This is a genomic window from Morganella sp. TYF_1, from assembly GCF_043105645.1.
GTDB classification, from domain to species: Bacteria; Pseudomonadota; Gammaproteobacteria; order Enterobacterales; family Enterobacteriaceae; genus Morganella; species Morganella morganii_B.
Window position 1 is genome coordinate 1 of the sequence record NZ_JBICLU010000018.1, and the last position, 26,860, is coordinate 26,860.

Here is a 26,860-nt window from a genome sequence, read left to right on the forward strand (position 1 = left end):
GGTTCCGGTGTCGTGATAGACGGTGTCGTGAATTCCGGATCCGTAGGTGACTGCGTTGGCGGCGGCGTAATTGGTGGTACCGGAATCACCGGGAAGATGATGAATCCCGGTAGTCCCGGTATTGCCGGTGCCGCGATCGCTACAGGGCTACCCGGCTGAGTACCGAATCCACGGGCATGCGCATTATCACCAGGGTTAATGTATGTATTACAGCCGTCAAGAATCAGGCTGTCTTTAGCCTTGATCTTAATTTGATCTGCAGTAATCACCAGGCATCCCACACAACCGATAGCCAGTTCACCACCGGCTGTCAGAGAGAATGCACCACCGACGCCCATCTGCATTGCACCGCCGACCGCAACCGAATGGTAACCACCGACGTTAGTGGAATAAGCACCACCCACGTTAATAGCATATGCACCGCCCACGTTATACGAGCTGGCTGCCGCGATATTCATGGAATAGGCAGCACCATATATCCCGCTGAAGGCACCGCCGATAACAACAGAATCCGACAGACCAACAATACGGGAAGCCGTACCGACGACATCCTGGGAGAAGTTAGCACCCACAATCTGGCTGCTGTTAGCCCCGACCATACTGCTCTTGTTCACCCCGACCGTTTCACTGCGGTTAACACCGATAGTAGAGTCCGAGCTCACACCGATAGTCTGGGAATGATTGACCCCGATAAGCTGAGTTTCGTTCAGTTTGGTCACACGGGACATATTTCGTTCCGCCTGCTCCCAATACTCTTCCAGCCCCGGTTTGTCATCAAAACGGATACCGTTGTAGTTGGTTTTACCGCCGCCGATGGTACGGCTGATTAAACCACTCTGTGTCCGGTTTGCCGGCAGATCCCACGGTGGTGGTGTCGCGTTATTGTACAGACTGCCGATAATCATCGGACGATCCGGATCCCCGTGCAGGAAATCCACAATCACTTCCTGACCAACGCGCGGAATGTAGATACCGCCGTAGTTATCCCCGGCCCATGATTGTCCGACACGGATCCAGCAGGAATCCGCATCGGTATTTTTACCGTAGCGATCCCACATAAAGCGGACTTTGACCCGGCCATATTCATCTGTCCAGACCGTTTCACCTGCCGGTCCGACAACCAGTGCAGTTTGCGGGCCGTGTGTGAACGGCTTGGCGATAGTCTGTGGTGGCCGGAAAACTTTTGTTGTCGGCTGCACAACAAAACTGGTGTAGATGCTGAAATCATCACTGTCAGACTGCTGGTTAATTTCAGTAGCCCGGAGCTGATTTGAAATCACCAGATATTCACGGTTCGCTTTGGATTGCGGGTAATTTGTCAGTGTAAAGGTCGTACCACATACAACAGAACGAATTTCACCGGAACCCACAGCACGAGCGCCCAGACACCCCTGTTCCTCACTGCGGACACGCGCCAGGAATTCCCCTATTGACGGATCATCATAGTCACCCGGCCACTGATATTGCTCATACTCATTAAAGTTGGTTTTACGCGGCTTTTTATCCAGCGCGGAGATATCAGCACGGGATTTTTTAAAGTCATAATCCGATGTCAGCCACTGCCCTGACGTAATCGTTTCCTGAGCACCAAACTGATCGATATATTCCTGACCATCTTTCGGCTTATCGGACTCATACCGTAATGTATGATACGCCGGACTGAATGTCCGTTTATGGGCACCGACATGGTCAACAAGTACCAGACGATTCTTCAGATCAGAATGTTCATAGAACCAGTAAATCCCCCATTCTTCCATCAGGCGCTGAATGAAATCGAAATCGGTTTCACCATACTGAACCTGAAAGTCAAGCGGCGGATAAATTGCAGATAAACGCTTTTCAATCGGAAAATGGTAATCAGATAAAACTTCATCAATAATATCGACGACTGATTTCTGCTGGTAAATCTTATAGTCAGAAGTCAGTGTTGTCAGATTCAGCCACGGACGTATGATAAATTCATACATCGCCTGATTTTCATCTCTGCCGATAAAACGGGCGCGCTCAACAAGACCCGTAATCTCTCTGTGTCCCTTACCGGAACCCCGTTCAGTTTCCAGCCCGTTACCATCCAGTTCGATAATAACGGTCATCTGCTGCCCGATGAATTTTTTCAGATCAAGGTTTGCCGCAACCTGCCACGGAATGGCCGGGTTTGCGGGTGTTTTTGCAACCACCTTGTACTGATACAACGCTGACAGGGCTTCCTCGCCCTCCAGTGTTGATATTGCCAAGCCCGGCTCACCTGCCAGTTCCGGCATTGCCGAGCAATATAACGTTAATGTTCGAGGCATATTCACACCTAATTGGTTTGATACAAATCAAGTTTGTATTAAGTACATAATTAAACGGAGACATCCATGTTTCTGATATCTGTCTTAATTGAGTCTAAAATGTTTCCCTGCCGATTCAGACGCCATAGCCAGGCAGAGTCAAAGGACTTAATACAATGAGGCCAATTCATCCATGGCATCGCGCTAACTCCTCCATTATCATTGATATTACAATCTGTATACGTCATTTCAGATATCAGAACGTCCAAATTGTTCTTAAACTGAAATCCGGGTTTCAGGAGTACTGATTCCCACAGCGGAGAGTAATATCGTTGCAGCGACGTAACCCAGTTTCTTAATTTCTTTTCATCAATCACACAATTTTCATTTTCAATATGAAATGCAATTATCCGTGAACACCAGAAAATAACATTTGATGCCGTACTCAGATGTCTGACAGTCCATTTATCCGTTGCTTTTGTATACAAAATCACACAGTTATCATCACTGAGAAAACTGAAAGCACCGAGATAAAACTCGTCTTTCCTTTCAGATGCCGGTACAACAAAGCACCACGGGAATTGTTCTGTAATCACTCTGCTATTAAGCGATTGATTGATATTTAACTGGCTGCACTGGCGGATAACACGCTGAATTACGTGATTACCCTTAATTCTGTTTCTTCCTGAACCATTTCCCAATCCTGAGAAAATTGTCTTTATTTTCATAATAAGCAGCCATTTATCAATATAAGGAAATCGCTCTGATAATTAATAGGAAAAGTCCACAATTAAATAAGCAAACGAATACTCTTAATTATAAATACCTATTGCTTAAATATTTACCGGGCACTTGAAATTCTTCAGCATTTTATTCACCGGCTTACCTTTATAATTTAATCCGTTGATATTTATACTGACCTTTTGATCACCCAGCCGGTAAATCAGAGTCTGTTTAGCCGCAGATATATTTTTTTGTTCGTCCGCCATATCCATCCAGTGCAGCAGCGTCCATTCGCCCATCAGTACGCGCTCTTCGGTATTTTCTGAATTATCTGCGGAAACGGCATTCATTGTGATCGTGTTTTCGGTGTCCTGTACCGGCCATTTAAATGATTTCGGCCAGACCGGTCCGTGTTTGTAAGTCAGTGCTGTTCCGTTAATATTAATACCAAACTGCAAAATCCGCGGCGACAATGCCGGGATACTTGCGCTAAAACTGAAAGAAACATTTTCACTCATCCCGTTACGAAAAAAGGCTTTTTTGATCTCCCGGGCCTGTTCGAAAAAACGCAGCACCTCCCGGTCTTCATTTCCGCGCAAATCTTCCCGTTTATAGCGCCATGGTGACACACTGGTATCCACCAGTTTTTCCAGGTTCTCTTTATAGTAAGCATCCACTATACCGCCGGGCCCGAAGAAGACTTCAAACTCCTCAAGGCTGACTTCTTCTTCGCTGTCCGCAAAGGGATAGCTGCCCTGAAAAGAGGCGACACACATGTCGCCTAATTCCGTTTTGACGGCTTCATTACTTTGTAGTGTGAACTGCTGACTCAGCTTTACGGATATCCCTCCCAGCAGCGGCATGATGATCGCTTTAAGTGGTGCCGGCCAAAGCCGGGACTCCGCTTTCAGCCGTTTTTCCGCTTCTGACGGATAAGGCAGCGCGCTGCCGTCCTCCATTGCTGATTCCGTGATCACCAGATAATTATGCTGATCCCCCAACATACTGATGATTTTATTCAGCCCGTTATCCCCGCCCTGCCCTGCCTGAATTCTCTTGTTTCCCGGCTGTGGCGAGGTATCCAGATTGATCAGACGGTGCAGCGCTGAGAAACGGCGATCCACATTGTCATACAGGATTTTTGTTTCCCGCTGCGACAGAGCTTCCTTTACCGTCTGAATATCTTTCAGGTTACGGGTGACCGATCCCAGACGCCCGGTTGTCAGATTCCGGCCGACCTGGGTTTTGGACAGATCCGGCAGTTCCGATTCCTTTTTCGCGAAATCAACAGACAACGCGGTTTCATGACCGATCTGTGTAATCATATCAATCAGCGGTGAATCCGGCGCACTGAGGATTTGCAGGGCGTACATATCAAACGTGGTATCATTTCCCACCGCCGCATCCGGCACAATTTTCTTCAGCTGAATGCCGTTGAGGAACTGATTCCAGACTGCCACATATTCCTGAAGATAGAGTTTCAGTACCGCTTCTTCTGTCTCCGTCATATAAAAGCCGTCCAGCTGTTTGATATCGGCCGGGCGGGCTTCACTTTTCTGCCCGGTGATCCAACCGTCCTCGCTCTGGATATTTTTTACATAATCAGTCAGTTTTTTTTTAAAAACCTGATGATACCCGGCATTCGTGAAAATGCCGGGAATACCGTTCAGTGCCAGTGACTCATCACTGATTTCCAGAATACTGCCCAACTGGTCACCGGCCAGCTTGTTCAGTGTTATATTTTCAGGCGCCTCCGTCATCGCCTGTTCTTTAACTTTCTGGTACAGGCGAGAGGCTAACGGCTTTTTTTGCAGAACCACACGCGCGGCAGCCACAAGGCGGTCATTAATCTCAGGGTTATACTGGCTCCACTGCGGATCGTTAAACAGCTCTTCCAGGTGAGAAACAAAGACAATGGTCTGACCGTAGTTTTCAATCATCCGGTTTGCCTGTGCTTCTTCAGTCAGCGTTTTAATCAGGTAATCTTTATCAAATTTCCCTTCGCCGTGCAGCATCAGGTACGTTTTCAGTTTGTCGTAAATGGTATCTGCATCATCCGCCGTTACGGCATCAAACAGGGATTTTTCAGCCATCCGCTCCAGTGAGAACAGCATCCAGCGCTGCAGGAAATACTGATAAATCTTGTCTGATTCTTCACGGATATCAAAACCGACATACAGGCCGTAACGGTAAGACAGACGCGGATCTTTAAAGTCGAACACGCCCAGCACCGGAATATCCTGAGTCAGTGAAAGCATCTTCGCCAGCAGGCCGTCACTGTTATTTTCCAGGTACTCATCCAGCACGGTTGACACCTGCTCCACTTTCACCGTTGCATCATCCAGATAGTTCCGGTTGTTGTGATAACTGACCACCAGCGCATAACAGAGCCAGACCGTCAGCAGAATCGTCAGCAGATGACCGGCCAGTGTCTGGAAGCGGTACTTGGCGGTCAGCGCTAGGTTGTAACGCACCAGGTTGCGGTCACGGATAAAGTTTTCAAACAGCTGTTTCAGGAAGAAATGCTTACCGTTGACGGTTTCCTGAACCAGACGATCTTCTGTATCCTCGGCTTTGTCAGTAACCACATCCCCCAGGCTGTTTGCCATATCCCGCCATTTCTGAACAATGGTGTTCGGGTTAAGCAGAGACTGCATGGTTGACTGCGTGCTGCTGGCAAAATAGATACCGCGCAGTGAGGTATACTTCTGCGTATCATCATAACGGGACGGCGAGAACACGTTCTGACCGAACTCGGCGATAGAGTCCGCCAGTAACCGGAAATCCTGCGGCAACTGATACATGCGTTTACGCGTGGTAACATCATATTCATCCAGCATACGCGCGGTCATGTCTTTATCGAGGCGGCTTTCCAGTGAGGATAACTCATTGCGCAGCACATCGCGGATCTCGACAATCGCATCGGATTTTTTCTTTTTCTCACCAAACGGCAGGGTAAAGCCCCAGATCTGGTCGCGCTCTTCCACCGTCAGCGAACGGAAGTATTCATCAAAACCGGACACCATATCCATCTTGGTGATCATCACATACACCGGGAAACGCACCCCTAACTCATGGCGCAGCATATCCAGTTGTGTTCTGAATTTTGATGATAACGCATACAGCTCTTTCTTATCTTTCCCCATCAGGTCAGTCACCGGGATGGTGACCACCACACCGTTGAGTGATTTCAGCGGACGGTTTTTCTTAATCGCCTTAACCAGTGCTTCCCACTCACCCGCATTTTCATCTGATTCATCGATGTATTTACCGGAGGTATCAACAAAAATAGCTTCGTTGGTAAACCAGCATTCACAGTTTGCGGTGGGTGTACTGTCACGGGAAACGCGCAGCAATTGTTCCGGTAACGGAAATTCCTGACCTGATGACAACACCGCCGTCGTTTTACCGGCGTCCTTCGGACCCAGCATCATGTACCACGGCAGATCGTAAACCACCTTTTTCGGACGCCAGAAATGACTCCAGCGGGAAATTTTGCGGCCGGTATGCGCCACATAACGGGCAGCATTATTGATAACGGCGACAACTTCCCGGTAACGCTCTGTAGCGCGGACCGGATCAATGCTGCTTTTCTTAAAAAAGCGATCCAGTTTTTCCGGGTTGTAACGCAGCATGGAGATCAGCAGCCAGACACAGTACAGCAGTGTCACCAGCGTAATGACCCCGATAACAATCAGGCGCGGTGTGGTTTCCTCAAACGGATAGGACTCCCCGAGCAGCAGATAGGGCGAGAAGACCCAGAATGTCACGCAGAGTGTCAGTACCGCAAGCAGAAAACAGGGAACACGGCACCAGAGCCCGATAAAAATAACAGCCAGCAGAACAATGAAGATGATCCGCGGTACAGCGTCTTCAAGCGGACGGATCTCACCATAGCCGAATGTCGGTCCCAGGTACCATATGATGGCGGCTGCTAATAAAAAGAAAAGAAATATCAGAAATCTTTTTAAAAACCGCAGTGCAAATGTTCGATTCCAGAATGACATTTTATAACTCACAGATAGGTAACATAAACGACAACGCGACGGTTAAGCGCACGCCCTTGTTCATCTTTATTACTGCTGACCGGTTGTGAAGCCCCCATGCCTTTTGTCTCAATTTCCTGCGCCGGGATCCCCGCTTTCACAAAGAAGTCCCCCACAGATTCAGCACGTTTCAGCGAGAGCTCCTCGTTACTGGCAAATTTGGCCCGTCCGATAGGCACGTTATCCGTGTGTCCGGCAATCACCACCTTACCGTCAACACGTTTCACTTCATCCGCCACACGGGTGAGGATTTTGTCCATTTCAGGTTTGACTTCTTTACGGCCGGAAGGGAACATCGCATCACCGCGGAACGTCACAATACTCTGCGGACCACTTTCATCCACCTCAACCAGCCCTTTGGCAATTTCATCTTTGAGCAGGATAGCCAGACGCAATTTCGGCACACTGACAGCAAGCTGAGTATGTTTCAGTTCGCCGTGTTTCAGTGCCGCAACCCGGTCGTTAAATTCCCCGAGATCAACAGAAAGCCAGTATTTAAAGACGGAAAACAGGCTGATCAGAATAAATGCGCAGATAATCAGGGAAATACGCACCGGCAGATATATCCGGCGTACTTCCTGGTCTTCCTGGGTCACTGTCGCATTCGGCGATAATGCCGCCGGCACAGAGTCACGGGTACTCTGCTGTAACGACAACAGGCGCTGACGGATTTTATTCAGCTGGCGATCGCCATTTTCGATGATGCTGTAACGGCCTTCAAACCCGAGCCCGAGAATACGGGACAAAATATCCAGCACATCGGTATATTCCTGCGGGTTCATGGACAAACGGCCGATCAGCAGGAAGAATTTGTTCCCCCCGTCGTTATCCCCTTCAAAGTGGTTCAGCAGGTTACTCTGCGACCAGCCGGACGCCAGCCCCCAGGCTTTGGAGTGGATGGATTCATCGATCGCGGTACAAATGGCATAACGGATAATGGCCATTTTCTGCCACGGGATACTCACCGCATCACACACGGCAGTAAAAGTGGCAATTTCGTTTTTCAGACTCTTTTTGAGGATCTCCACCTGTTTCAGGTCAGCGACCTGTTCAGGCAGTTCACTGAGTGCCCGCAGCAGCGGCTGTACCGCCTCAAGTAACGGATCTTCCGCCCGGCTGACACGCTGGATCCGGGCCTGGATACTTTCGCTTTTAATTGCAAGATCACGGTAATCAATTTCATCCTTACCCAGCGGATCACTGTCCAGCGGAGCAAAGAAACTGCCGTCATCATGCAGAAAAGCCCCCATTGACTGGGGGGACTGCTCTGCCTGATGATCCGTCAATGCGCCGTCAGGACCTTTTTTGTCCTGATCGTCATCATCACCGTAATTGTCATTGAACAGGTTCATTAATCCCTCACGCCCCAAAGCTCAAGCCGTATCCCCGGGAAGTCCCCTGCAACGTGAAGAGCAAGAGAACCGCTGTTGAGGATATTTTCCCAGTAAGGTCCCTGCTTCATCAGTTCAAAGTACAGATATCCGGAGGTATAAGGTATTTGTCTCGGCGGAACCGGCAGATTACGCAAAATCAGCCCCGGCAGGTGAGAACGGACCAGTTCCTGGAGTTTATGCGGTGAGCTGATTTTGGTCTGTGCCACAAACTGATGCTGCATAACATCCAGCGGCAGCTGTGATGATGCGGCGAGCACCAGGTTGGAGAACCCGCGCAGTTCGCTCGGAATAACCGACGCCGTCCAGACACCGTGCTCCTGGCGCACCAGCGGAATGCTCTGACCGGAACGCACCAGCATCTGGTTCAGCAGGCCGTGAACTTCATCCACCAGAGGCCGGATGGAGGCATACAGGTTGGCGTGATCATAGCCCGGTGCCATATTCGGCCGCCGTGTTTTCGCCCGCAGGAATGTGGATAACTCCCCGGCAAACTTCGCCAGCTCCTCATAAATCACAATCGGCGCGGTTTCAGGTATATGGCGCAGATGATTTAAGATCGGCTCATATTTATTGAAGATCTGCAGTAACAGATAATCGACCACTTCCGCACTGGCACTGGCTTTACCGTCACTGGATGCCAGACGGGATGCCAGCATATCCGCCCGCATTTTTACCAGCCCGTTCAGGTGGGTTATCCACTCCGTCAGCAGGTAGTTAGCCGCATAACCGGTAACCGGCGGGATGTGATCCTCCAGATGGAGCAGCACACTGCCGTCAGGCTGAATCGCTTTGACTTTTGCCAGCGCAATACCAATCCATGATTCCGTCATTTCCGTTTCCGGCATCAGACGCAAACGCATACGCGCCAGCTGGATCGGCTTCGGTCCCTGACGCACGGCGTTGGTATCATTAATTTCTTCTTCATACGACGAAAAACGGGCTAATGAACTGGTATCAAATTCATCAAAAATCGTTTCATCACTGTTATCAAGACGCAACGGTACAGCCAGATAAATCATCTTTCCGAGATGCTCGGCTGTAATGGTTAAAGGTTCAGGCTGCTCATCATGGCCCGGGATTCCGAATGGCGTACCATCAGGGAAAACCCCCTGCCCTGAACGTAAGACCAGCTTGCCATAAGACAATGCCTCACGATCAATCTCGTATTGTGCAAAACCCCAGAAGAACGGACTAATGGTCGCTGCACGTTTATGAGCAATATATTCAAAATAACGTTCTTGCTGCTGGAATAGCTGAGGGCGCAGGAACAATCCCTCACTCCATACGACTTTATTTGTTCTCACAACTCATCCATTCTCTTTGATTGACACAACTGAATTTGAAAATAAGACTTTAATTTCATGTTCAGGCCCGGTAAATAAAATGTACTTTTCAGTCCATGTTGCGCCGCGCAAATCTGACAACGGATATACGGCGCTCCATTTAGCATTATTGATATCTTTATACGCTGCGATCACCCCGATATAGGGAAAATCTGAATTAATTTTATAATCAATTGTTTTTGTTTCGCCCGGCCTGATAATATATTCCAGAATAAGCATTTCATTTTCAGGATTAGGTTGATTTTTGTATAAATAGGTTAAATAATCCGTACTTAAAAATGATTGCTTTGATTTTACAGCATAAACAAATACATTCAGTGGTGATGGCAATTGGTTTTTACTTTTATTGATTTCAGCGCTGGCCACCAAACTAATTTTTAGTTCTGATTCAGACTTAGTTTCAGACGGGGTTGATTTTGAAGTACTGAAAAAACTGCACCCGGTTATCAGAAAGGATATTACCAGAGCACACAGGATATTCGTTACCTTAAAAATGGTATGATTTTTTTCTGTATTATCGGACATATAACCATGCCTGGCATTATGAAAATGCTGATATGTATAAACAACTAAGAATAATTAAATAATATTGTCCGCCACTAAAAATTGCAAACAATTAAATATGTATAAAAATAATTATCGGGGATAAAAACCTGCTGTCCTGAAACAGCAGGTTTTATTCCGATATAAAATGTTATCAGCCGATCAGGTTAGCTTTAACATCGTAGGTAGCTGCAATAGTACCTGCTTTGTTACCTTCAGCATTCTGGATAACATATTCCTGAGTCATCTTAGTGAAGGAGAATTTAACCACTTCACGCGGACGGCTTTCGTCTTCGATAGAGCCCTGCATCGCAACATCAGTGATGATAACATCAGTGAATTTGATAATCAGGTATTCCAGCGGAGTACCACCCGCTTTACGGACAGTAAACTGGATGTCTTTGATGTGTTTACCAGATAAGCAGTAGCTCAGCAGGTTCGGGCTTGCTTTATCGGTATAGTGAACAAATGTGAAATCTTCCACAGTTGCTTTACCGGAACCGCCGCCTGAACCACTGTGCATGTTGGACTGCTGATTCACACCCCAGCGCCATGACAGAACTTCAATTTCATCCTTGTGTGCGTTATCCAGTGCTTCACCATCGATGCCTGCGATTCTTAAAAACATATCTTGAGCCATCTGTATTTCCTCTTATTAATGCATTAATCAAATTGCTTTGACAGGTAACCACACCCTGTGGTTACCACTTGTGTTATGCCGGGTATCGGGCCTGATATCCTTATGGTCCTCACCGGCAATGAACTGCTGTTCCCTTTGTAAAGCGGGGGAATATTGTTTCAGGACGCGATTACGCTGCACCTTTCAGTGACGGTAATTTAGCGACCATACGTAAAGAAACAGTCAGACCTTCCAGCTGGAAGTGCGGACGCAGGAAGAATTTCGCCTGGTAGTAACCCGGATTTCCTTCCACATCCTCAACCACCACTTCTGCGGCAGCCAGCGGACGGCGTGCTTTCGTTTCCTGGGAAGAGTTAGCCGGATCCCCGTCAACGTAATTCATCACCCAGTCATTCAGCCATTTCTGCATATCATCACGCTCTTTGAATGAACCGATCTTGTCACGGACGATACATTTCAGATAATGCGCGAAACGGGAGCAGGCAAACATGTATGGCAGACGTGCTGACAGGTTGGCGTTAGCGGTTGCATCCGGATCATAATATTCCGCAGGTTTCTGCAGAGACTGCGCGCCGATAAACGCAGCATAGTCTGTGTTTTTACGGTGAATTAACGGAATGAAACCATTTTTGGACAGTTCTGCTTCACGGCGATCAGAAATCGCAATTTCTGTCGGACATTTCATGTCCACGCCGCCGTCATCACTCGGGAAAGTATGGCACGGCAGATTTTCCACCACACCGCCACTTTCCACACCGCGGATAAGCGTACACCAGCCAAAATGTTTGAATGAGCGGTTGATATTCACAGCCATGGCATATGCCGCGTTTGACCATGCATATTTGCTGTGATCAGAACCGTCAGTGGTTTCTTCAAAATCAAACTCGTCAACCGGGTTGGTACGGATACCGTATGGCAGGCGCGCCAGGAAGCGCGGCATGGCCAGACCGATATAACGGGCATCCTCAGACTGGCGCAGTGAGTTCCATGCTGCATATTCCAGGTTCTGGGTAAAGATTTTAGTCAGGTCACGCGGGTTGGACAGCTCCTGCCAGGAATCCATCTGCATAACAGACGGAGAAGCACCGGTGATAAACGGTACGTGTGCAGACGCAGCGACTTTCGCGATAGACCCCAGCAGATCAACATCCGGCGGCGTATGATCGAAATAGTAGTCAGCAACCAGGCAGCCGTACGGCTCGCCACCTAACTGGCCATATTCTTCTTCATAAACCTGTTTGAACAGCGGGCTCTGATCCCATGCCACGCCTTTATAGCGTTTCATGTTACGGCGCAGTTCATCCTTGGAGATATCCATGAAACGTAATTTCAGTTTCTCGTCGGTTTCGGTGTTATTGACCAGGTAATGCAGGCCGCGCCATGCACTTTCCAGCTGCTGGAACTCTTTGTGATGCAGAATCAGGTTAATCTGTTCTGACATCTTCAGATCGATTTCCGCAATAATAGACTCGATATTTTTATACGCGTCATAGGAAATCGTAATAGAGTTCGCCAGGGCTTGTTCAGCCAGCGTTTTCACTGCATTCTGAACCGCCGTTTTGGACTGTTCAGTTTTTGATTTAAACTCCTGTGCGAGCAGGGAGCTGAAATCACTTTGTTCATGCGTCTGCGTTGTTTTTGCGCCGGCATTTTTCTGAGTATTTTGAGCTAACATATCTCTGTCACCTACAATTCTTAGTCGTCCTGAGACGGATCTGAAACTTTGTCTTCACGCTTAGGTGCAGACGCCAGGGTTTTCAGCAGTTCTTTATCCTGCAGGATTTGCATGATCAGACCTTCCGCCCCTGCCTTACCATCCATGTAGGTTTGCAGGTTAGTTAACTGAGTGCGTGCTTCCAGCAGCTCAGCCAGTGGCTCGATTTTGCGGGCAATCGCATCTGGCGCAAAATCATCCATGCTTTCAAATGTAATATCGACCATCAGCTGACCGTCGCCGGTTAACGTGTTCGGTACAGCAAAAGCCACGCGCGGCTTCATGCTCTTCATGCGATCATCGAAATTATCAATATCGATGCTCAGGAATTTTCTGTCTGTAACCGGCGGAAGCGGTTCCAGTGGTTTACCGGACAAATCAGCTAATACACCCATTACGAATGGTAATTCTATTTTTTTCTCACTACCGTAAATTTCGACGTCATATTCAATCTGCACGCGGGGAGCGCGGTTTCTTGCTATGAACTTCTGAGCACTACCGTTATTAATTCTCATACCGTGTTTCTCTTTTTTTGTTTAATTTGATTAGTAAAATTACTAATATTACTTCACTCAAATTAGCCGCTTTCATTAGCCAGAAATTTAACACCAGGCCGATGAGCAAAGGCGTTATTACATATTAAACATTATTACTGAATATAAACTGAGATAATTCCGCTTCTCGTGAACATATTATGTTTATATAAACATCACGACTATTTATAAATAACTTCTAATACTGTTTTAGCTTCCACATTACCTGCAGATACAGCGTTTCCTCCGGCATAATAAGATACGTAATAATTCTTAGATACCGAGGAATTCGTACTTGGTATATCGTATACTTGCATTGATGCCGGATTATCAATCGCAATATGCTTTGACGATGCATCACGAAGTCTAAGTTCAACGTTTTTTGCAGATCCGGCATCTGTTTTGTTTATCAGATTTTCTGTCACAGGATTTAAATTACCCGCAAAGCTTTTGAAAAAAAGATTTACTTCAACCTCCGTCGGACAATCTTTCAATGCAACAGTAAATAAGGTACCTCCGGCTTCCTTTCCCGGTGAAGATAATGTCTTGTATGAAATTGTCGGTAATACGACTGTTTCATTTGCCGATGCACCATTAACCGAAATATCACATGTATTCTGTTGATAAATTCCCTTGAACTCAACGTTCATTTGACAATTATCACATATAATTTCTGCGTTGGCGTATGTAAATATTCCTAAAAGCGTAAATAAAGATATTGCGCCGGAGAATAATGATATTCCGCACTTCTTGAATATATTGATTAAATACATTTAACCTCCACCTGAACCACCGAGTCACCGGCAGCCGATATTTTCTGTGCAATATCCGCTTCCGGATTAATCACACACTCACCGACAGTACCTGATTTAGCAGATAATGCACCGCTGCTGCCATCCCAACCCCGCAGGTAGGCCATTCCGGCCTGACCGACAATGGTCTGATATTCACCGTCACCGCCATAAATATTGGTTCCGATTGGCAGGAAGTTACCGTCTCTGCCTCTCACAATCAGGACAACAGGTTTACCGACATTGGTTTTAATTTTCACAGCAATGGCTGAACCATCACGCGGAACCACCACAACCTGGTCATCTATCAGGTCAACATCCGGTCCGGCTTTACTCGCATCGAGCCCGACCTGGTTTTCTCTGTATGGAGTAAGGTGAGGAACAATGGCGTAACCTCTGCCATCCACCTTACTGCCGGTGCCATTCAGCGCCGTTGTACCTTCCGCACCCTGCGCTTCAATAATGGCAAATGCTGAAGTACCTACAGACGGTCCGAGCGTTACACCGCCGGGATGGGCAACAATACTACCGTTGGCTGACACAGAGGCCTGACGGTTTGATTTGTTATCCATCGATGCTGTAACGCCATAGTTCCCGATGGATGTCCGGTAGTTAGCCGACCCGTTCAGACGATCACTGGCCTCAGAATGTGAATTCGCTGTTGCACCGAGATTATAACTCAGCTCACTCTGGTCTCCCTGACTGCCGGAAACAGATGTCTGGAACGCCGTATTACCATCCGCATTGCGGGTTGTCATTAACGACAAACTGCTGAACAACGGCTGGTAGTCAATTCCTCTGTTGAACGGAATATTGACATTAACCATATAGGTGTCGTCATAACTGTTTGCACCGGTCTTAGCGCGCTGATAGGCCAGACTATAGGAGAAATAGTTCAGGCTTTGCTGATAAGAAACACTCCACTGTGATGACGGCGAACGATCTGTCCAGTAATCGTAGTAGTTACCCATCACAGACACTGAGCTGTTACCCCATAAACGCTGATTCAGGTTAATTGAGTATTGGTTTTTGGCTCTGACTCCAAAATAATTATTAATTAACCTGCCCTCGTCATCCCGTTTCTGGTCATCATAGTTTTCCCCGCGATCGCGGATCATTGTCGCATCACGGAAATTAAGATAACCATCATTTGAGTAACGGTAGCTGGATACAATAAGGTTAGTATCTGTATCTTCAAACAAACGACTGTAACTGATACGGAAAGACTCACCTGACTGAGATTCATCTTTCAGATCACTGCGGGCGTGTGTCATATCGACTGAAATTCCGCCAAGTGGGGTATTCAGTGCATTACCGATAGCCACAGCTTTATAGTTTTCTGATAACTGGAAACCTGTATACCAGGTTAAAAAGTTATTGATCCCCTGCAGGAATTCACCTTCTGCCACCACAGGTGAACTGCTGGACGAATTATCGCGTAATTCCCCTACAGAGAGTGAGTATTGTATGGTATCCGGATGTAGCATCATCGGCGGCGCGGAGAAAACAATATCCCGGACTTTTTCACTGCCGTCAGCTTCAATAATAACCATCTGCAATGTTCCGTTAGTCCCCACTGCACCATAGTTTTTAATTTCAAATGGCCCCGGCGTTACTGTTGTTTCATAAATAGTGTAATTATTCTGACGAATTAAAACCCGGGCATTACTGTCTGCAATACCGCTGATAATAGGCGTAAAGTTATTGAGAGAATCCGGCTGCATTCGGGTATTAGTACCGACTATCGCACCTCTGATTCCGTAGGAATCAAAAATACGGCCATTGGTGAACGTTTCCCCCAGTGTTAAACGGCTTTTCCAGGGGGTAATATCGGTTTCGGCATAGAGCTGAATATTCTTATTACTGAAGCTGTCATTTTTTGACCATACCGAGTTACTGCGGTTCCGGAAGCGCCATCCCTGATAGTTAAAACCTGCCGTCCAGTTAATATTGGTATTGTAATAAGTATCCTTACTATTGCCTACTTTATTATTGGACAGATAGCTGTTCAGGTTATAATCAACAAACAGTGCAGTAACCCCTTCATCCCAGCGGGACGGGTCAATATAATCTGAATACTGTTGTGACAAACTGGCCTGCGGAACTGTGATATTTAATGATAAATCTGCGGTATTATAATAATCTTTTGCATAGCGGACATAATAAGACAGTGGATGGCAAGTACTGCCGTCACTGACATTATTTTGATTTTCATCCGGCTGACTACCCAGACGGCTGTCCGGAATAATCCCCAGCGCTTCTATCTGCTCCGGGGTAAAACACGCATCAGCCCGTTTATTATTGGTGATATTCTTGAAAAGAATGCTGCGTTTCCCGCGGTTATTATCATTGAGAATAACATCAACTGTATAGGTTCCTTCCGGGACCGGATTACCATAACTATAGTCAGAGACGTCAATATTCAGTCCCTGAATAAAATCGGAATTATACTCTACTTTATTATCAGAACTATTATTTTCATCCGCCAATAACGCAGTATTGCCAAATGATACGGCAGGAAATAAGAAAGAACAGAGCATTAATCTCCATTGATGTTGTCTCATACTAATACCCCTGTTATTGGCAGTTACACTCCTTGTTAACTGCCTGATAAAATCCTTTTAAAACTAAACGGTTTTATTTTACGGTGGCAAAACCTGAACCTGATTTAGTAACTTTTGTTACAACTTGCGCACCATAATCATTTAAAATTGCATAAGTAAAATCCGTTATATTTCCATTCAGTATCTGTGAACCCTCATTTTGAGAATAAACAGCTGAAGACCCGGGAGCAATCATGTCACCGTCTAATTCAGTTTCTTTTCCGTTGATCTTTGCTTTTATACCGGAAACTGAAATATAATACGGGGATGGATTTTCTACTTTTAATCCTGTTCCTTTCCCGGGAATATTAATGACACTCCATTTCAATTTATCAAGATAAGAAACAGAGGACTCTTTACGCAAAGCTTCCGGTCGGTAAAAAAGTTTAATTCTTGTTTTGAATGCAATATCTAATCGCTGTGTAAGATTTTTAGTGTCTTCACTTTCAGCCGGAATTTCCATAACATTAAAGTAATAGACCGACTCTTTATCCTGAGGCAGTGTTTTACCATTATAAATAACCCGGATACTCTGCCCTTTTCCCGGTTCGATTCGTACTAACGGTGGTGTAATAACGAAGGGTAAACCAGGATTGTTAATATTATTAACATCAACACCATCGTCAGCCCATACCTGAATAAGTGCCGGCTTGGATAAGTCTCTGTTATTAATTCTGACAACCTGCTCTTTTTTTCCGCCATCAAATATAATACGGGTTCCTTCTACAATAACCGCACTATGAGCCACCCCGGTAAAACCGGAAAAGAGAGCTGCAGTCAGTAACATCTTTAGTAATTTAACCAACATAATAACCTCAGATAATTAAAAAACAGAGCCAGTAATGGCTCTGTTTATACATCTATTACTTATAAACCAGAGTGTACATAACTTTAGCAGATACATCCCCTGCAGTGGTTGCACCGCTGGCGTAGTAACCACCTGCATAATTAAATATATGTTCGCCCGTAGAACCCGGCAGCCATTTACTTACGTCACCAATCTTGGCATGACTCTGAACACCATCGTTGGTATTGTAGATTTTAATCTGCACATTTTCAGCGCCGCCCTGTGTATTGTTTTTCAGGTTACCTGTTGCAGGATCCCAAGGCGTTGTGCTGCCGACAGGTTCAAAGTGGATACCGACTTCGTTGAATTCTGCCGGGTTAGCCTGAACCGGGCACTTAACAGTGATATTGAAGGCTTTAAAACCACCTTCTTTACCGCTGGCATCCAGTGTTTTGATAGAAACAGCATCCAGGGCAACCGTCTGATCCTTATCACCTACAATTTCACAGGTTTCTGTAATCAGTTTACCTGTGAATGTTACTGTTCCCTGACCTTCTGCAAAAGCGGAGGTGCTTGCACCGGCAACTAAAGAACCAGCAACTAATAATGCTAACTTCATTTTGTTCATATCTATATCCTTAATATATGATTTATATACTTCACTGCCTTCCATTAAACGGTTACCGTGTCTTATTCAGAGGTGACGGTAAATCCATTTTGATTATCGCAACTCAGGATGACCTTCTGAATTGCAGATTCCGTGTTCCGGTTTAAAATATGTAAACCGATTTTTGGTAAAATATTTTGTTCGATGAAACGAATAAGAATTCGTGCACCGGTTTCAGCTACAGAACACTGGCTGATAATTGAGTTCACCACATCATCGCCATATTCAAATGCAGCATTGTGCTGTGCAGACAGACGCTGACCGACACGATCCAGATGGATACGGACAATCCGGCCCAGCGATTCATCCTGTAACGGATAGTACGGCACGACACTCAGACGTCCGAGGAACGCTGCCGGGAACACTTTCAGCAGTTCCGGCTGCAGTGCGGTACGCATACCATCTAAATCCGGGGTCGTATCCGGATCAGCACTCAGACTTGAAATCAGGTCACTGCCGGCATTACTGGTCAGTAAAATGATGGTGTTTTTGAAGTCAATCACACGCCCTTCACCATCCTCCATCCGGCCTTTATCAAAGACCTGGAAGAACAGTTCGTGAACATCCGGGTGCGCTTTTTCCACTTCATCCAGCAATACAACGCTGTACGGTTTTCTGCGGACAGCTTCTGTCAGCACACCGCCCTCACCATAACCGACATAGCCCGGAGGAGAACCCTTCAGAGACGATACGGTGTGGGCTTCCTGATATTCACTCATGTTGATGGTGATCACATTCTGCTCACCGCCGTACAGTTGCTCAGCAATAGCCAGCGCTGTTTCGGTTTTACCGACACCGGACGGTCCGACCAGCATAAAGACACCGATAGGTTTGCGCGGATCCGCCAGCCCGGCACGTGAGGTCTGGATAGACTCACTGATGATATCCAGCGCATGCTGCTGCCCGATAACACGCTCTGCCAGGTGATTTGGTAATTCCAGAACGGCATTCAGTTCATCTTTCATCATCCGGCCGACCGGGATCCCGGTCCAGTCCGCAACAATCGCTGCCACAACCGCGGCGTTAACTTCTGCCTGAATAACGGCATCTTCACGCAGATTCAGACGGATTGTTTCAAGCTCTTTTTCCAGCTCAGTCAGTTGCTTTTGCAGCTCAGCCAGCTGTTCTTTATCACTGAGTACCACGGCTTCAGCGTCAGCCACGGCAACATCACCGTTTTCCGCTGCGGTTGCGTGTGATTCACCGACTACCGGTACAGGAACATCAGCCGGTTTTTCACCGCTGATTAAGGCCTGAATCTGACTGCGAACCTCAACAATCGCCGCAACCGTTGTTTTCTCTTTCAGCCAGCGGGCTTCCATTTCTTCCGCCAGTGCTGTCTGTGTTTTAATATCATTCTGTAACGCATTCAGCGTATCGCTGTCTTCACGGCCGAAATTCAGTGCTTTTTCTGCCAGTGATAACTCAGATGATGCTGTCTGCGTTTTATATTGCAGTTCCTGCAAATCCTTCGGCGGGATATTCTGGGCAACCGCAACACGGGCACAGGCGGTATCCAGCAGGCTGATCGCTTTATCCGGCAACTGGCGTGCAGGAATATAACGGTGAGATAAACGCACCGCTGACTGAAGTGCCTCTTCCATGATCCAGACGCTGTGATGTTTTTCCAGCATCGGCACCAGGCCGCGTAACATCGCGACGCTCTTCTCTTCCGACGGCTCGTCAACCTGTAAAACCTGAAAACGACGGGTCAGTGCAGGGTCTTTCTCAATATGACGTTTAAACTCACTCCAGGTGGTGGCACCGATAGTTCTCAGTTTGCCGCGCGCCAGAGCCGGTTTTAATAAGTTTGCCGCATCGCCGGTTCCGCTGTTACCGCCCGCACCGACCAGTGTATGGACTTCGTCCACAAACAGAATGACCGGATCCGGGGAAGCAACCGCTTCTTCCAGCACTGATTTCAGGCGGGACTCAAACTCACCTTTCATGCTGGCACCCGCAGAGAGTGCAACAACATCCAGGTTCAGAAGACGGACTTTCACCAGCGGCGGCGGAACATTACCGGATGCAATAGCCAGCGCCATCCCTTCCACCAGGGCTGTTTTACCTACCCCGGCTTCACCGGTCAGTAACGGGTTGTTCTGACGGCGGCGCAGCAGGATATCAATCATCGTATTGATTTCCTGCTCACGGCCGATAACCGGGTCAATTTTGCCTTCACGGGCCAGCGCTGTCAGGTCAGTGGTGTACTGCGCCAGAGTTGCTTTACCCTGTTCACCGGCCATCGCATTGCTGGCTTCACCCGGCAGGCTGTTTTTGCCGCCGAGATCACTGTTATCCGTGGCATTCTGCTCTGCTTCCGGTGAATCTTTGGTAATAAAAGCCAGATCCGACGCCAGGATATCCAGCGGGATCTTGTCAAACACCGGTGAAATAGCGGATAACGCCCGGCGCAACTCAGTGGTTGTCAGGCAGGCGAGCAATAAATGACCGCTGCGGATGGCGCTTTCTGAATATTCCAGACTCGCACACACCCACGCACGTTCAATGGCCATTTCAATATGATAGGAGAAATCAGAAATTGAGCTGGCACCTGTCGGTAACCGCAGCAATGCCTGTTCCATTCCTTTTTCCATTAACTGGATATCGAGTTGAAAGTGACGGACAATTTGTCTGAGGTCACTCTGTTCCTGTTGCCACAGCTGAACCATCCAATGGACAAGCTCAACATATGGGTTACCTTTTAATTTACATAATGTCGTTGCACTTTCGATACTCCGGAATAATGTCGTATCGAGTTTGCCGAATAAACTCTGTCTGCTGAAAGCCACAATTATTACCTAATCAAGTGTTGTTTATACTAATAATCCACCTTTAACAGGTGTACGATTTTTTAAACACGTTATGTTCTGAATACGACATTCAATAATCTGCACAAATAATCAGATTCACAGAGAATGGTATATTCATAAACATAAGAGTGTTCGTTTCTGCAAACATAAGAAACGCTTCTACATCATAAAAACAGATATTGACATTTAGCAATAAGATTTTTGCTTAAGTTTATTCCCGGGTTAAGCCTGTACAATCAAAATCTGTCATTATATGCACTACACTATCCTGAGGTTCACTTCGCGTCTTTTGAACGAAGACTATTACGCAGAAGAAGAAAACACAACTATAAGCATACATAAATTTATGAATTTGGATAATTCTTAAGACATAGCCGGCACTACGCCACGCCTTATTTCAATAACTGATAAAAATACTTATAAATCAATCAAATAAAAAACATAAAAAACAAAAAAATCATTCATAACAAGCATGAACATATTGTGTTTAATAACAAAAATCAAATGCCTAAAAACACAAGACCGCGTAATTACGAACGTTTCCTCTCTACCGTAAAAATACTAATAAATACGTGATTAATCTTAATTAAAAATACAATTACTAATACGTATAAGTACGTGTAACTCAATAACCCGACATTAATTTTCAAAACGTAACAGAATGCGGTACGATATGAAAATAACGATGAATATTTTATTTTCATATTTTAATCATTTAATGTTCACGCCTTTTTACTTAAAAAAAATAATTACATTATTACTTTGTAACTACGGTAATAACACGGTAATACAGACTTATCCGATATCGGTATGAGCGCATGGCATTTATTTTTAACAGAGGTTTATTCAGCGTTTTTTATATTTATCTTTTATAATTTTTGTAAGGCAGGTACTGCCTTCATAACTCATTTCTTTTCAGAGGTATATCCGTGGATCAGAAATTTCTTGATTTTTACAATCGGGAACTTACGTTTATGAAAGAAATGTCCGGTGAATTTGCGGAGAAACATCCGAAAATTGCCGGTCGTCTGGGCATGAATGGTATTGAAGTCGCTGATCCTTATGTCGAACGGCTGATTGAAGCCTTCTGTTTTATTTCGGCACGCTCCCAGGTAAAACTGGATGCAGAATTCCCGAAATTTACCCAGCGTTTTCTGGATGTCATTTACCCCAATTATAATGCCCAGACTCCGTCAATGGGTGTGATACAGCTGCATCCCAATACCAAAGAAGGGGATTTGTCAAACGGCTATCACGTTCCGAAGAACAGCCAGATGTTTACCCGTTTATTACCGGGCGAGCAGTCTCGCTGTGAGTTCCGCAGCAGTCAGGATATGACATTATGGCCGGTTGAAATTGAAGATGTCCGGCTGACCTCAATTCCGCCGGATATTTCCAGCCTGGAAAAATACCGGATATCGTATTCACGCCTGAAAGGCGCACTGCGGATCAAACTGAAACTCGATGGTGACAACCTGTTCTCTCAGCTGGAAAACCTCGACAAACTGCCATTTTATATCGATGGTGATGAGCGCGTTGTTTCTCATATTTTTGAACTGATCCATGCACATTATGTCGCCATGATTGTCCGCACCGGCGGCAGCGAGAAAAAAGATACCACGATTGTTAAGGGCGGTGTTTCTTTCGAAGGTTTACAGCCGGATCAGGCATTATTGCCGGTTCAGTGGAATATGTTCCACGGTCATAATCTGGTTCAGGAATATTTTGCCTGCCGCCAGCGCTTTTATTTCTTCACGCTCAATCATCTGCGTGAGGCATTGCGCAAAAATGACACCAACGAAGCGGAAATTATCATTCTGCTGGATCGTTTTCCTCAGGATCTTATCAGTCACATTGATAAAGACCGTTTTCTGCTGTTTTGCACGCCGGTCATTAACCTGTTCCCGAAACGGATCGATAAAATCGAAATTAACCGTGCGCTGAATGATTTCCATGTGGTACCGGATCGCAGCCGGCCGCTGGATTATGAAGTCTTTTCCGTCAACAGGGTGATGGGACAACAGGCAGAGAACAGCAGCGAGGTGGTTTTCAACCCGATTTATCAGACACGCCACAGTGACTCCGGAAACTTCGGCCGCTATTTCTCGCTGCGCCGGGAAACCCGCGCCAGCGGCAGCGCACGCCGTAAATATGAAACACTGACGCCGTATATCGGCACGGAAGTCTTTATCTCCCTGGTCGATCAGCAGGAAGCCCCGTTTGATGATGATATCCGTTATCTCTCGGTGGAAGCGCTCGTCACTAACCGTGACCTGCCCCGCCTGATCGACCGGAGCAATGACTATGATTTGACACTGTCAGATTCCGTCCCGGTGTATGGCGCCAATTTCCTGTCACAGCCAAGCCCGCCGCATCCGCCGTTTGCCCGTGGTGAATCTGCCTGGCGGCTTATCCGTCAGCTCAGCTTTAACTATCTGCCGCTGCACGATATGGATCACAACCGGGGCGGTGAATCCCTGCGTAATCTGCTGCGCCTGTTTGTCAGTCCGGCTGATCAGGAATCCATGACACAAATCGACAGCCTGGTCGGCAGTAAAACCAAACCGGTTATCCGCCGGCTGCCCGGCAACGAATTACTGGTCTATGGCCGGGGTGTTCAATGTATTCTGACTGTGGATGAAGTCGGGTTTTCCGGATTAAGCCCTTATTTATTCGGGTTAGTGATGGAAAACTACTTATCGCGCCATGCGGCAGTTAACGTCTTTACCGAGACAGAACTGCACTCAATGCAGCGCGGCCTGGTGGCCAAATGGACACCACGGCCGGGCAAGCGCGGGATTTTATAATGAGCCATCTGCATCACAATATGTTAAGCGATCTGTCGCACTGGTATGACGAAAACGAGCCGTGGAAAAGCGGCTTTATCAGCCTGATGCGTGCGGTCGCGGCAAAATATCCCGATATGCCGCCTATCGGGACGGCGTCACGTCCCCAGCAGGAACCTTACCGGCTGGGACAGACACCGAATATGGTTTTTGCACCGCGTGAAATAGCGGATATCTCTCACGACGGTAATTTGTGTCACATCGATCTCTACAGTCTGGGGATCTGGGGACCGCAGGGTGCGATGCCGGTCAATTTTACCGAACAGGCTTTTATCCGCCTGGAGCACCAGGACACGCTGCTGCGCGATTTTGTCAATATCTTTCATCACCGCGCGCTGTCACTGTTTTACCGGAACTGGTTTGTTTCACAGGATGTTGCCACACTCGACCGCAAAGATGATGAGCGGTTCTCTTTTTATATCGGCGCACTTATCGGCCTGGTGCCGGATGAAATCTGCCACTCCGTGCTGCCGACACATGCCCGCCTGTCTTCTGCATCTCACCTGATCCGTGAGGCGCGGAATCCGGAAGGACTGACCGGTGCGCTGGAATATTATTTTGGTATCCGGGTAGAACTGCGGGAATTCACCAAACAGTGGATTTTTCTCGAAACCGCCGATCAGACCCGGATGGGGGATCTGAATTCCTCATTACTGTTATCGGAAGGTGCCATTCTCGGCAATACCGTCCAGGACAGACAGCATAAGTTCAGTCTGATTCTGGGGCCGTTAACACTGGAACAATATATGCGCTTCAGTTTGTGGGGAGAGGATCTGCCGATTCTTAAAGAGTGGGTCCGCAGTTTTGTTGGCTTTGAATACGCCTGGGATGTACAGCTGGTGCTGGCCCCGGATGCGGTGCCGAAAGCCAATCTCGACGGCAGTCATCAGCTGGGTTACGCCGCCTGGCTGCCGCGGGAGAAACAGGACGAGCCGATATCCGGCATGAGTTTTGATCCTGAAACTCACCTGAACTGAACCACCTTGCTTAACAGATAATGGAATAATAACCGTGAGCGAAGAACTGCATTCTACTTTTCAGTCTGATTTTTACACTGAGATCCTGACACCGCTGGAAGGGAAGTTCGTCTGCGGCGAAAGTATCGAATATGACCCGTTATACATTACGTTACAGTCAAAAATGGCACCTAAAATGGGTGCGGAATACGGTGATTTTGTTGAAACAACAGAACCGGTTAACTGGCGTGAAATTGAAAGCGACTGTCTGACACTGCTGAAAAAAAGCAAGCATATCCGCCTGATTATTCTGTTAATCCGTTCCCGCAGCCGCCAGATTGGCCTGTTTGCTCTGGAAGAAGGACTGATCGCACTTTATCAGTTGCTGAAAGACTTCCCGAATGAAATTCATCCTCAACTGTATGATGAAGGGGAATTTGAGCCGTTTATGCGGGCAAATGCCATTTCTGAACTGGAAGATACTGACGGCTTTATGCTGGATTTCCGTCAGATGACACTGCCGAAAATTAACGGACTGCAACTGACGGTCAAAGACGTTGAACGCGCTTTTGCCATCCCGAAGGAAGAAAATGCCCTCGCGGAAGAGAGTGTCACCGGAATTTTGAATGAATGGCGTCTGAACGGTGATAAAACACTGGCTTCCCTGAATAATGCGGCGCTGATTGTGGACGCCATTAAAAAGCTGACCCGTGAAACACTGGAAAATGAAACACCGGCTCTTCCGGCTCTGACTCAGCTGCTCTCTTTATTTAATAAAGATTTAACGGCTAACGGCAAAAAACCGGCAGCAGGCGTTTCTCCTGCTGAAGATGCCGATTTAACCTCTGAATTAGTGTTTGCCGGTGATGACCCGGCGGATGAAACCCGCAGTCAGTCAGCGGATTCTGTCAGCAGCACGACAGAAACGGTGATTGACGGCGACACCACAACAGTGACAACCGAACGGGTTGTCTATCGTGACAAAGTCATTAACACCCGGCAGGATGCCCTCGAAAGGATCCGTGAAGCGCGTGCATGGTTTCAGCAAACCGAACCCGGTAACCCGATTATTTTACTGCTGAGATATGCCGAAGAAGCGGCGGGAAAAAATTTCCTTCAGCTCAGTAAATTATTCCCTGCTGACATGCTCGCTGTTTTGGATATCAATAAGGATATGTCATGAAAATAAAATTACTGGCGGCGCTGACCGCACTGGGAATATCAGGTAATGCGCTGGCTGCGGTATGTACAGCTGTAGAACCACCTAACTATCAGACCGAAAAATTGGAGACGCCGGCTACAGTAATTGAATTACGGGCTGATGCCCCGATTAGCTCGACTACACCTATCGCGCAAATAAGATCTACAGCGCTGAGTCAGCCGGTTCACTACTTCTGTGACTCTACCACTCTTATCGGGAATCGTCCGATTATCGTACCTGATATCGACCCTAACTATGATGGTATGTACAAAACAAAAATCGACGGTATCGGCGTAAAATTTACGACATCCGCACCGTCCGGCGGCCCTACCGGTGCGTTACCAAGATACAATATAAAATACACTGCAGATGAACAGGAGGGAGGTGGTAGTCGTTTCATAGCACCGCAGGGGATCTTTATTGCCTCATTCTATAAATTAGGGAACGTCGACCTTAATACAAGCTATCCCATGCAGGCCTTATTATTCAGTGCCGGAGAAGTTGGCAGTAATAACATTGAGAATAATGCTGTTTCAACTTACTACATGAATCCTGTTCAGATTGTCAGTACCCCCGTATGTAAAGTCGATTCTCCGTCACCTGTCGATTTTGGTACTGTCGTTGCTGCCGAAGTCCGGCAGGGAGTGAAAAAGCCATTGCAGTTTGGTATAGAATGCAAAACAGATTATGGCTCTTATGGTGTCATCGCTTCAATAAAGGCTGATAGTACAATAAATGGCGGAAGATATATTAAAGTCCGGGACAGTAAAAATAATGAGGAATCTTTGTTCATAGCAATAACAGATGACAAGGGCAGTCCTGTAATGGTCGATAACTCAACGAAAATAAGTCAAACTGGTTTAAAAAGCGGACAGAAAGCCAATTTCGGATGGCAGGCAGAACTCAAAAAGCAGGATGGGACACCGTATCCGGCACCGGGGGAATTCAGAGCATCCGCTATCATTACCCTGGATGTTAAATAACAGA

At 46.8% G+C, this 26,860-nt stretch carries 18 protein-coding genes; 4 read left to right on the plus strand and 14 right to left on the minus strand.

Going from position 1 to position 26,860, the window contains the following annotated elements; genetic code table 11:
- The 14 genes from ACF8OF_RS09355 to tssH form a co-directional block, all read right to left on the minus strand.
- A partial coding sequence (locus ACF8OF_RS09355; protein ID WP_392496418.1) for a type VI secretion system Vgr family protein occupies nucleotides 1–2,294 on the minus strand: 2,294 nt, incomplete at its 3' end.
- Nucleotides 2,295–2,344: 50 nt separating this feature from the next.
- Nucleotides 2,345–3,001: a hypothetical protein gene (locus ACF8OF_RS09360; RefSeq protein WP_279800149.1), complete on the minus strand. Its 657-nt coding sequence runs from the start codon at nucleotides 2,999–3,001 to the stop codon at nucleotides 2,345–2,347.
- Nucleotides 3,002–3,106: 105 nt separating this feature from the next.
- Complete coding sequence (gene tssM / locus ACF8OF_RS09365; protein ID WP_279800147.1) at nucleotides 3,107–7,003, minus strand: type VI secretion system membrane subunit TssM; 3,897 nt, start codon at nucleotides 7,001–7,003, stop codon at nucleotides 3,107–3,109.
- Nucleotides 7,004–7,011: 8 nt separating this feature from the next.
- Entirely contained in the window at nucleotides 7,012–8,394 is a 1,383-nt protein-coding gene (tssL, locus tag ACF8OF_RS09370) for a type VI secretion system protein TssL, long form (RefSeq protein WP_274371544.1), read from the minus strand.
- The gene (gene tssK, locus ACF8OF_RS09375; protein ID WP_262860499.1) at nucleotides 8,394–9,740 is read right to left on the minus strand and encodes a type VI secretion system baseplate subunit TssK; all 1,347 of its coding nucleotides are present in this window, start codon (nucleotides 9,738–9,740) and stop codon (nucleotides 8,394–8,396) included. Before tssK ends, tssL begins: the two co-directional genes overlap by 1 nt.
- A 3-nt stretch (nucleotides 9,741–9,743) precedes the next feature.
- Nucleotides 9,744–10,304, minus strand: a complete 561-nt coding sequence (gene tssJ, locus ACF8OF_RS09380) for a type VI secretion system lipoprotein TssJ (RefSeq protein ID WP_262860500.1) — start codon at nucleotides 10,302–10,304, stop codon at nucleotides 9,744–9,746.
- Between the two features lie 172 nt (nucleotides 10,305–10,476).
- Nucleotides 10,477–10,962 (minus strand): Hcp family type VI secretion system effector, encoded by a 486-nt coding sequence (locus tag ACF8OF_RS09385; protein ID WP_279800144.1) that lies wholly within the window; start codon nucleotides 10,960–10,962, stop codon nucleotides 10,477–10,479.
- Nucleotides 10,963–11,131: 169 nt separating this feature from the next.
- Nucleotides 11,132–12,637, minus strand: coding sequence for a type VI secretion system contractile sheath large subunit (tssC, locus tag ACF8OF_RS09390; RefSeq protein WP_262860502.1), 1,506 nt, complete (start codon nucleotides 12,635–12,637; stop codon nucleotides 11,132–11,134).
- 20 nt (nucleotides 12,638–12,657) lie between these two features.
- The gene (gene tssB, locus ACF8OF_RS09395) at nucleotides 12,658–13,191 is read right to left on the minus strand and encodes a type VI secretion system contractile sheath small subunit (protein WP_072869741.1); all 534 of its coding nucleotides are present in this window, start codon (nucleotides 13,189–13,191) and stop codon (nucleotides 12,658–12,660) included.
- Nucleotides 13,192–13,391: 200 nt separating this feature from the next.
- Nucleotides 13,392–13,982: a fimbrial protein gene (locus ACF8OF_RS09400; protein WP_025155213.1), complete on the minus strand. Its 591-nt coding sequence runs from the start codon at nucleotides 13,980–13,982 to the stop codon at nucleotides 13,392–13,394.
- Nucleotides 13,973–16,564, minus strand: a complete 2,592-nt coding sequence (locus ACF8OF_RS09405; protein ID WP_392496419.1) for a fimbria/pilus outer membrane usher protein — start codon at nucleotides 16,562–16,564, stop codon at nucleotides 13,973–13,975. The genes ACF8OF_RS09400 and ACF8OF_RS09405 overlap by 10 nt, the downstream gene beginning before the upstream one ends.
- A gap of 73 nt (nucleotides 16,565–16,637) precedes the next feature.
- Nucleotides 16,638–17,411, minus strand: coding sequence for a molecular chaperone (locus ACF8OF_RS09410; protein ID WP_045137601.1), 774 nt, complete (start codon nucleotides 17,409–17,411; stop codon nucleotides 16,638–16,640).
- 55 nt (nucleotides 17,412–17,466) lie between these two features.
- Nucleotides 17,467–18,063, minus strand: a complete 597-nt coding sequence (locus ACF8OF_RS09415) for a fimbrial protein (protein WP_262860504.1) — start codon at nucleotides 18,061–18,063, stop codon at nucleotides 17,467–17,469.
- Between the two features lie 17 nt (nucleotides 18,064–18,080).
- Nucleotides 18,081–20,849, minus strand: a complete 2,769-nt coding sequence (gene tssH, locus ACF8OF_RS09420; protein WP_279800136.1) for a type VI secretion system ATPase TssH — start codon at nucleotides 20,847–20,849, stop codon at nucleotides 18,081–18,083.
- Nucleotides 20,850–21,799: 950 nt separating this feature from the next.
- Here tssH and tssF point away from each other — a divergent pair.
- From tssF to ACF8OF_RS09440, 4 genes are read left to right on the plus strand one after another with little or no spacing between them, the layout of a single operon-like run.
- Entirely contained in the window at nucleotides 21,800–23,677 is a 1,878-nt protein-coding gene (tssF, locus tag ACF8OF_RS09425; protein ID WP_262860506.1) for a type VI secretion system baseplate subunit TssF, read from the plus strand.
- The gene (gene tssG, locus ACF8OF_RS09430; protein ID WP_262860507.1) at nucleotides 23,677–24,693 is read left to right on the plus strand and encodes a type VI secretion system baseplate subunit TssG; all 1,017 of its coding nucleotides are present in this window, start codon (nucleotides 23,677–23,679) and stop codon (nucleotides 24,691–24,693) included. Before tssF ends, tssG begins: the two co-directional genes overlap by 1 nt.
- Before the next feature lie 34 nt (nucleotides 24,694–24,727).
- Nucleotides 24,728–25,855: an ImpA family type VI secretion system protein gene (locus ACF8OF_RS09435; RefSeq protein WP_262862295.1), complete on the plus strand. Its 1,128-nt coding sequence runs from the start codon at nucleotides 24,728–24,730 to the stop codon at nucleotides 25,853–25,855.
- A complete protein-coding gene (locus ACF8OF_RS09440; protein ID WP_392496420.1) occupies nucleotides 25,852–26,856 on the plus strand; it encodes a fimbrial protein in 1,005 nt (334 codons plus the stop codon). The genes ACF8OF_RS09435 and ACF8OF_RS09440 overlap by 4 nt, the downstream gene beginning before the upstream one ends.
- The last annotated feature ends 4 nt before the right edge of the window (nucleotides 26,857–26,860 follow it).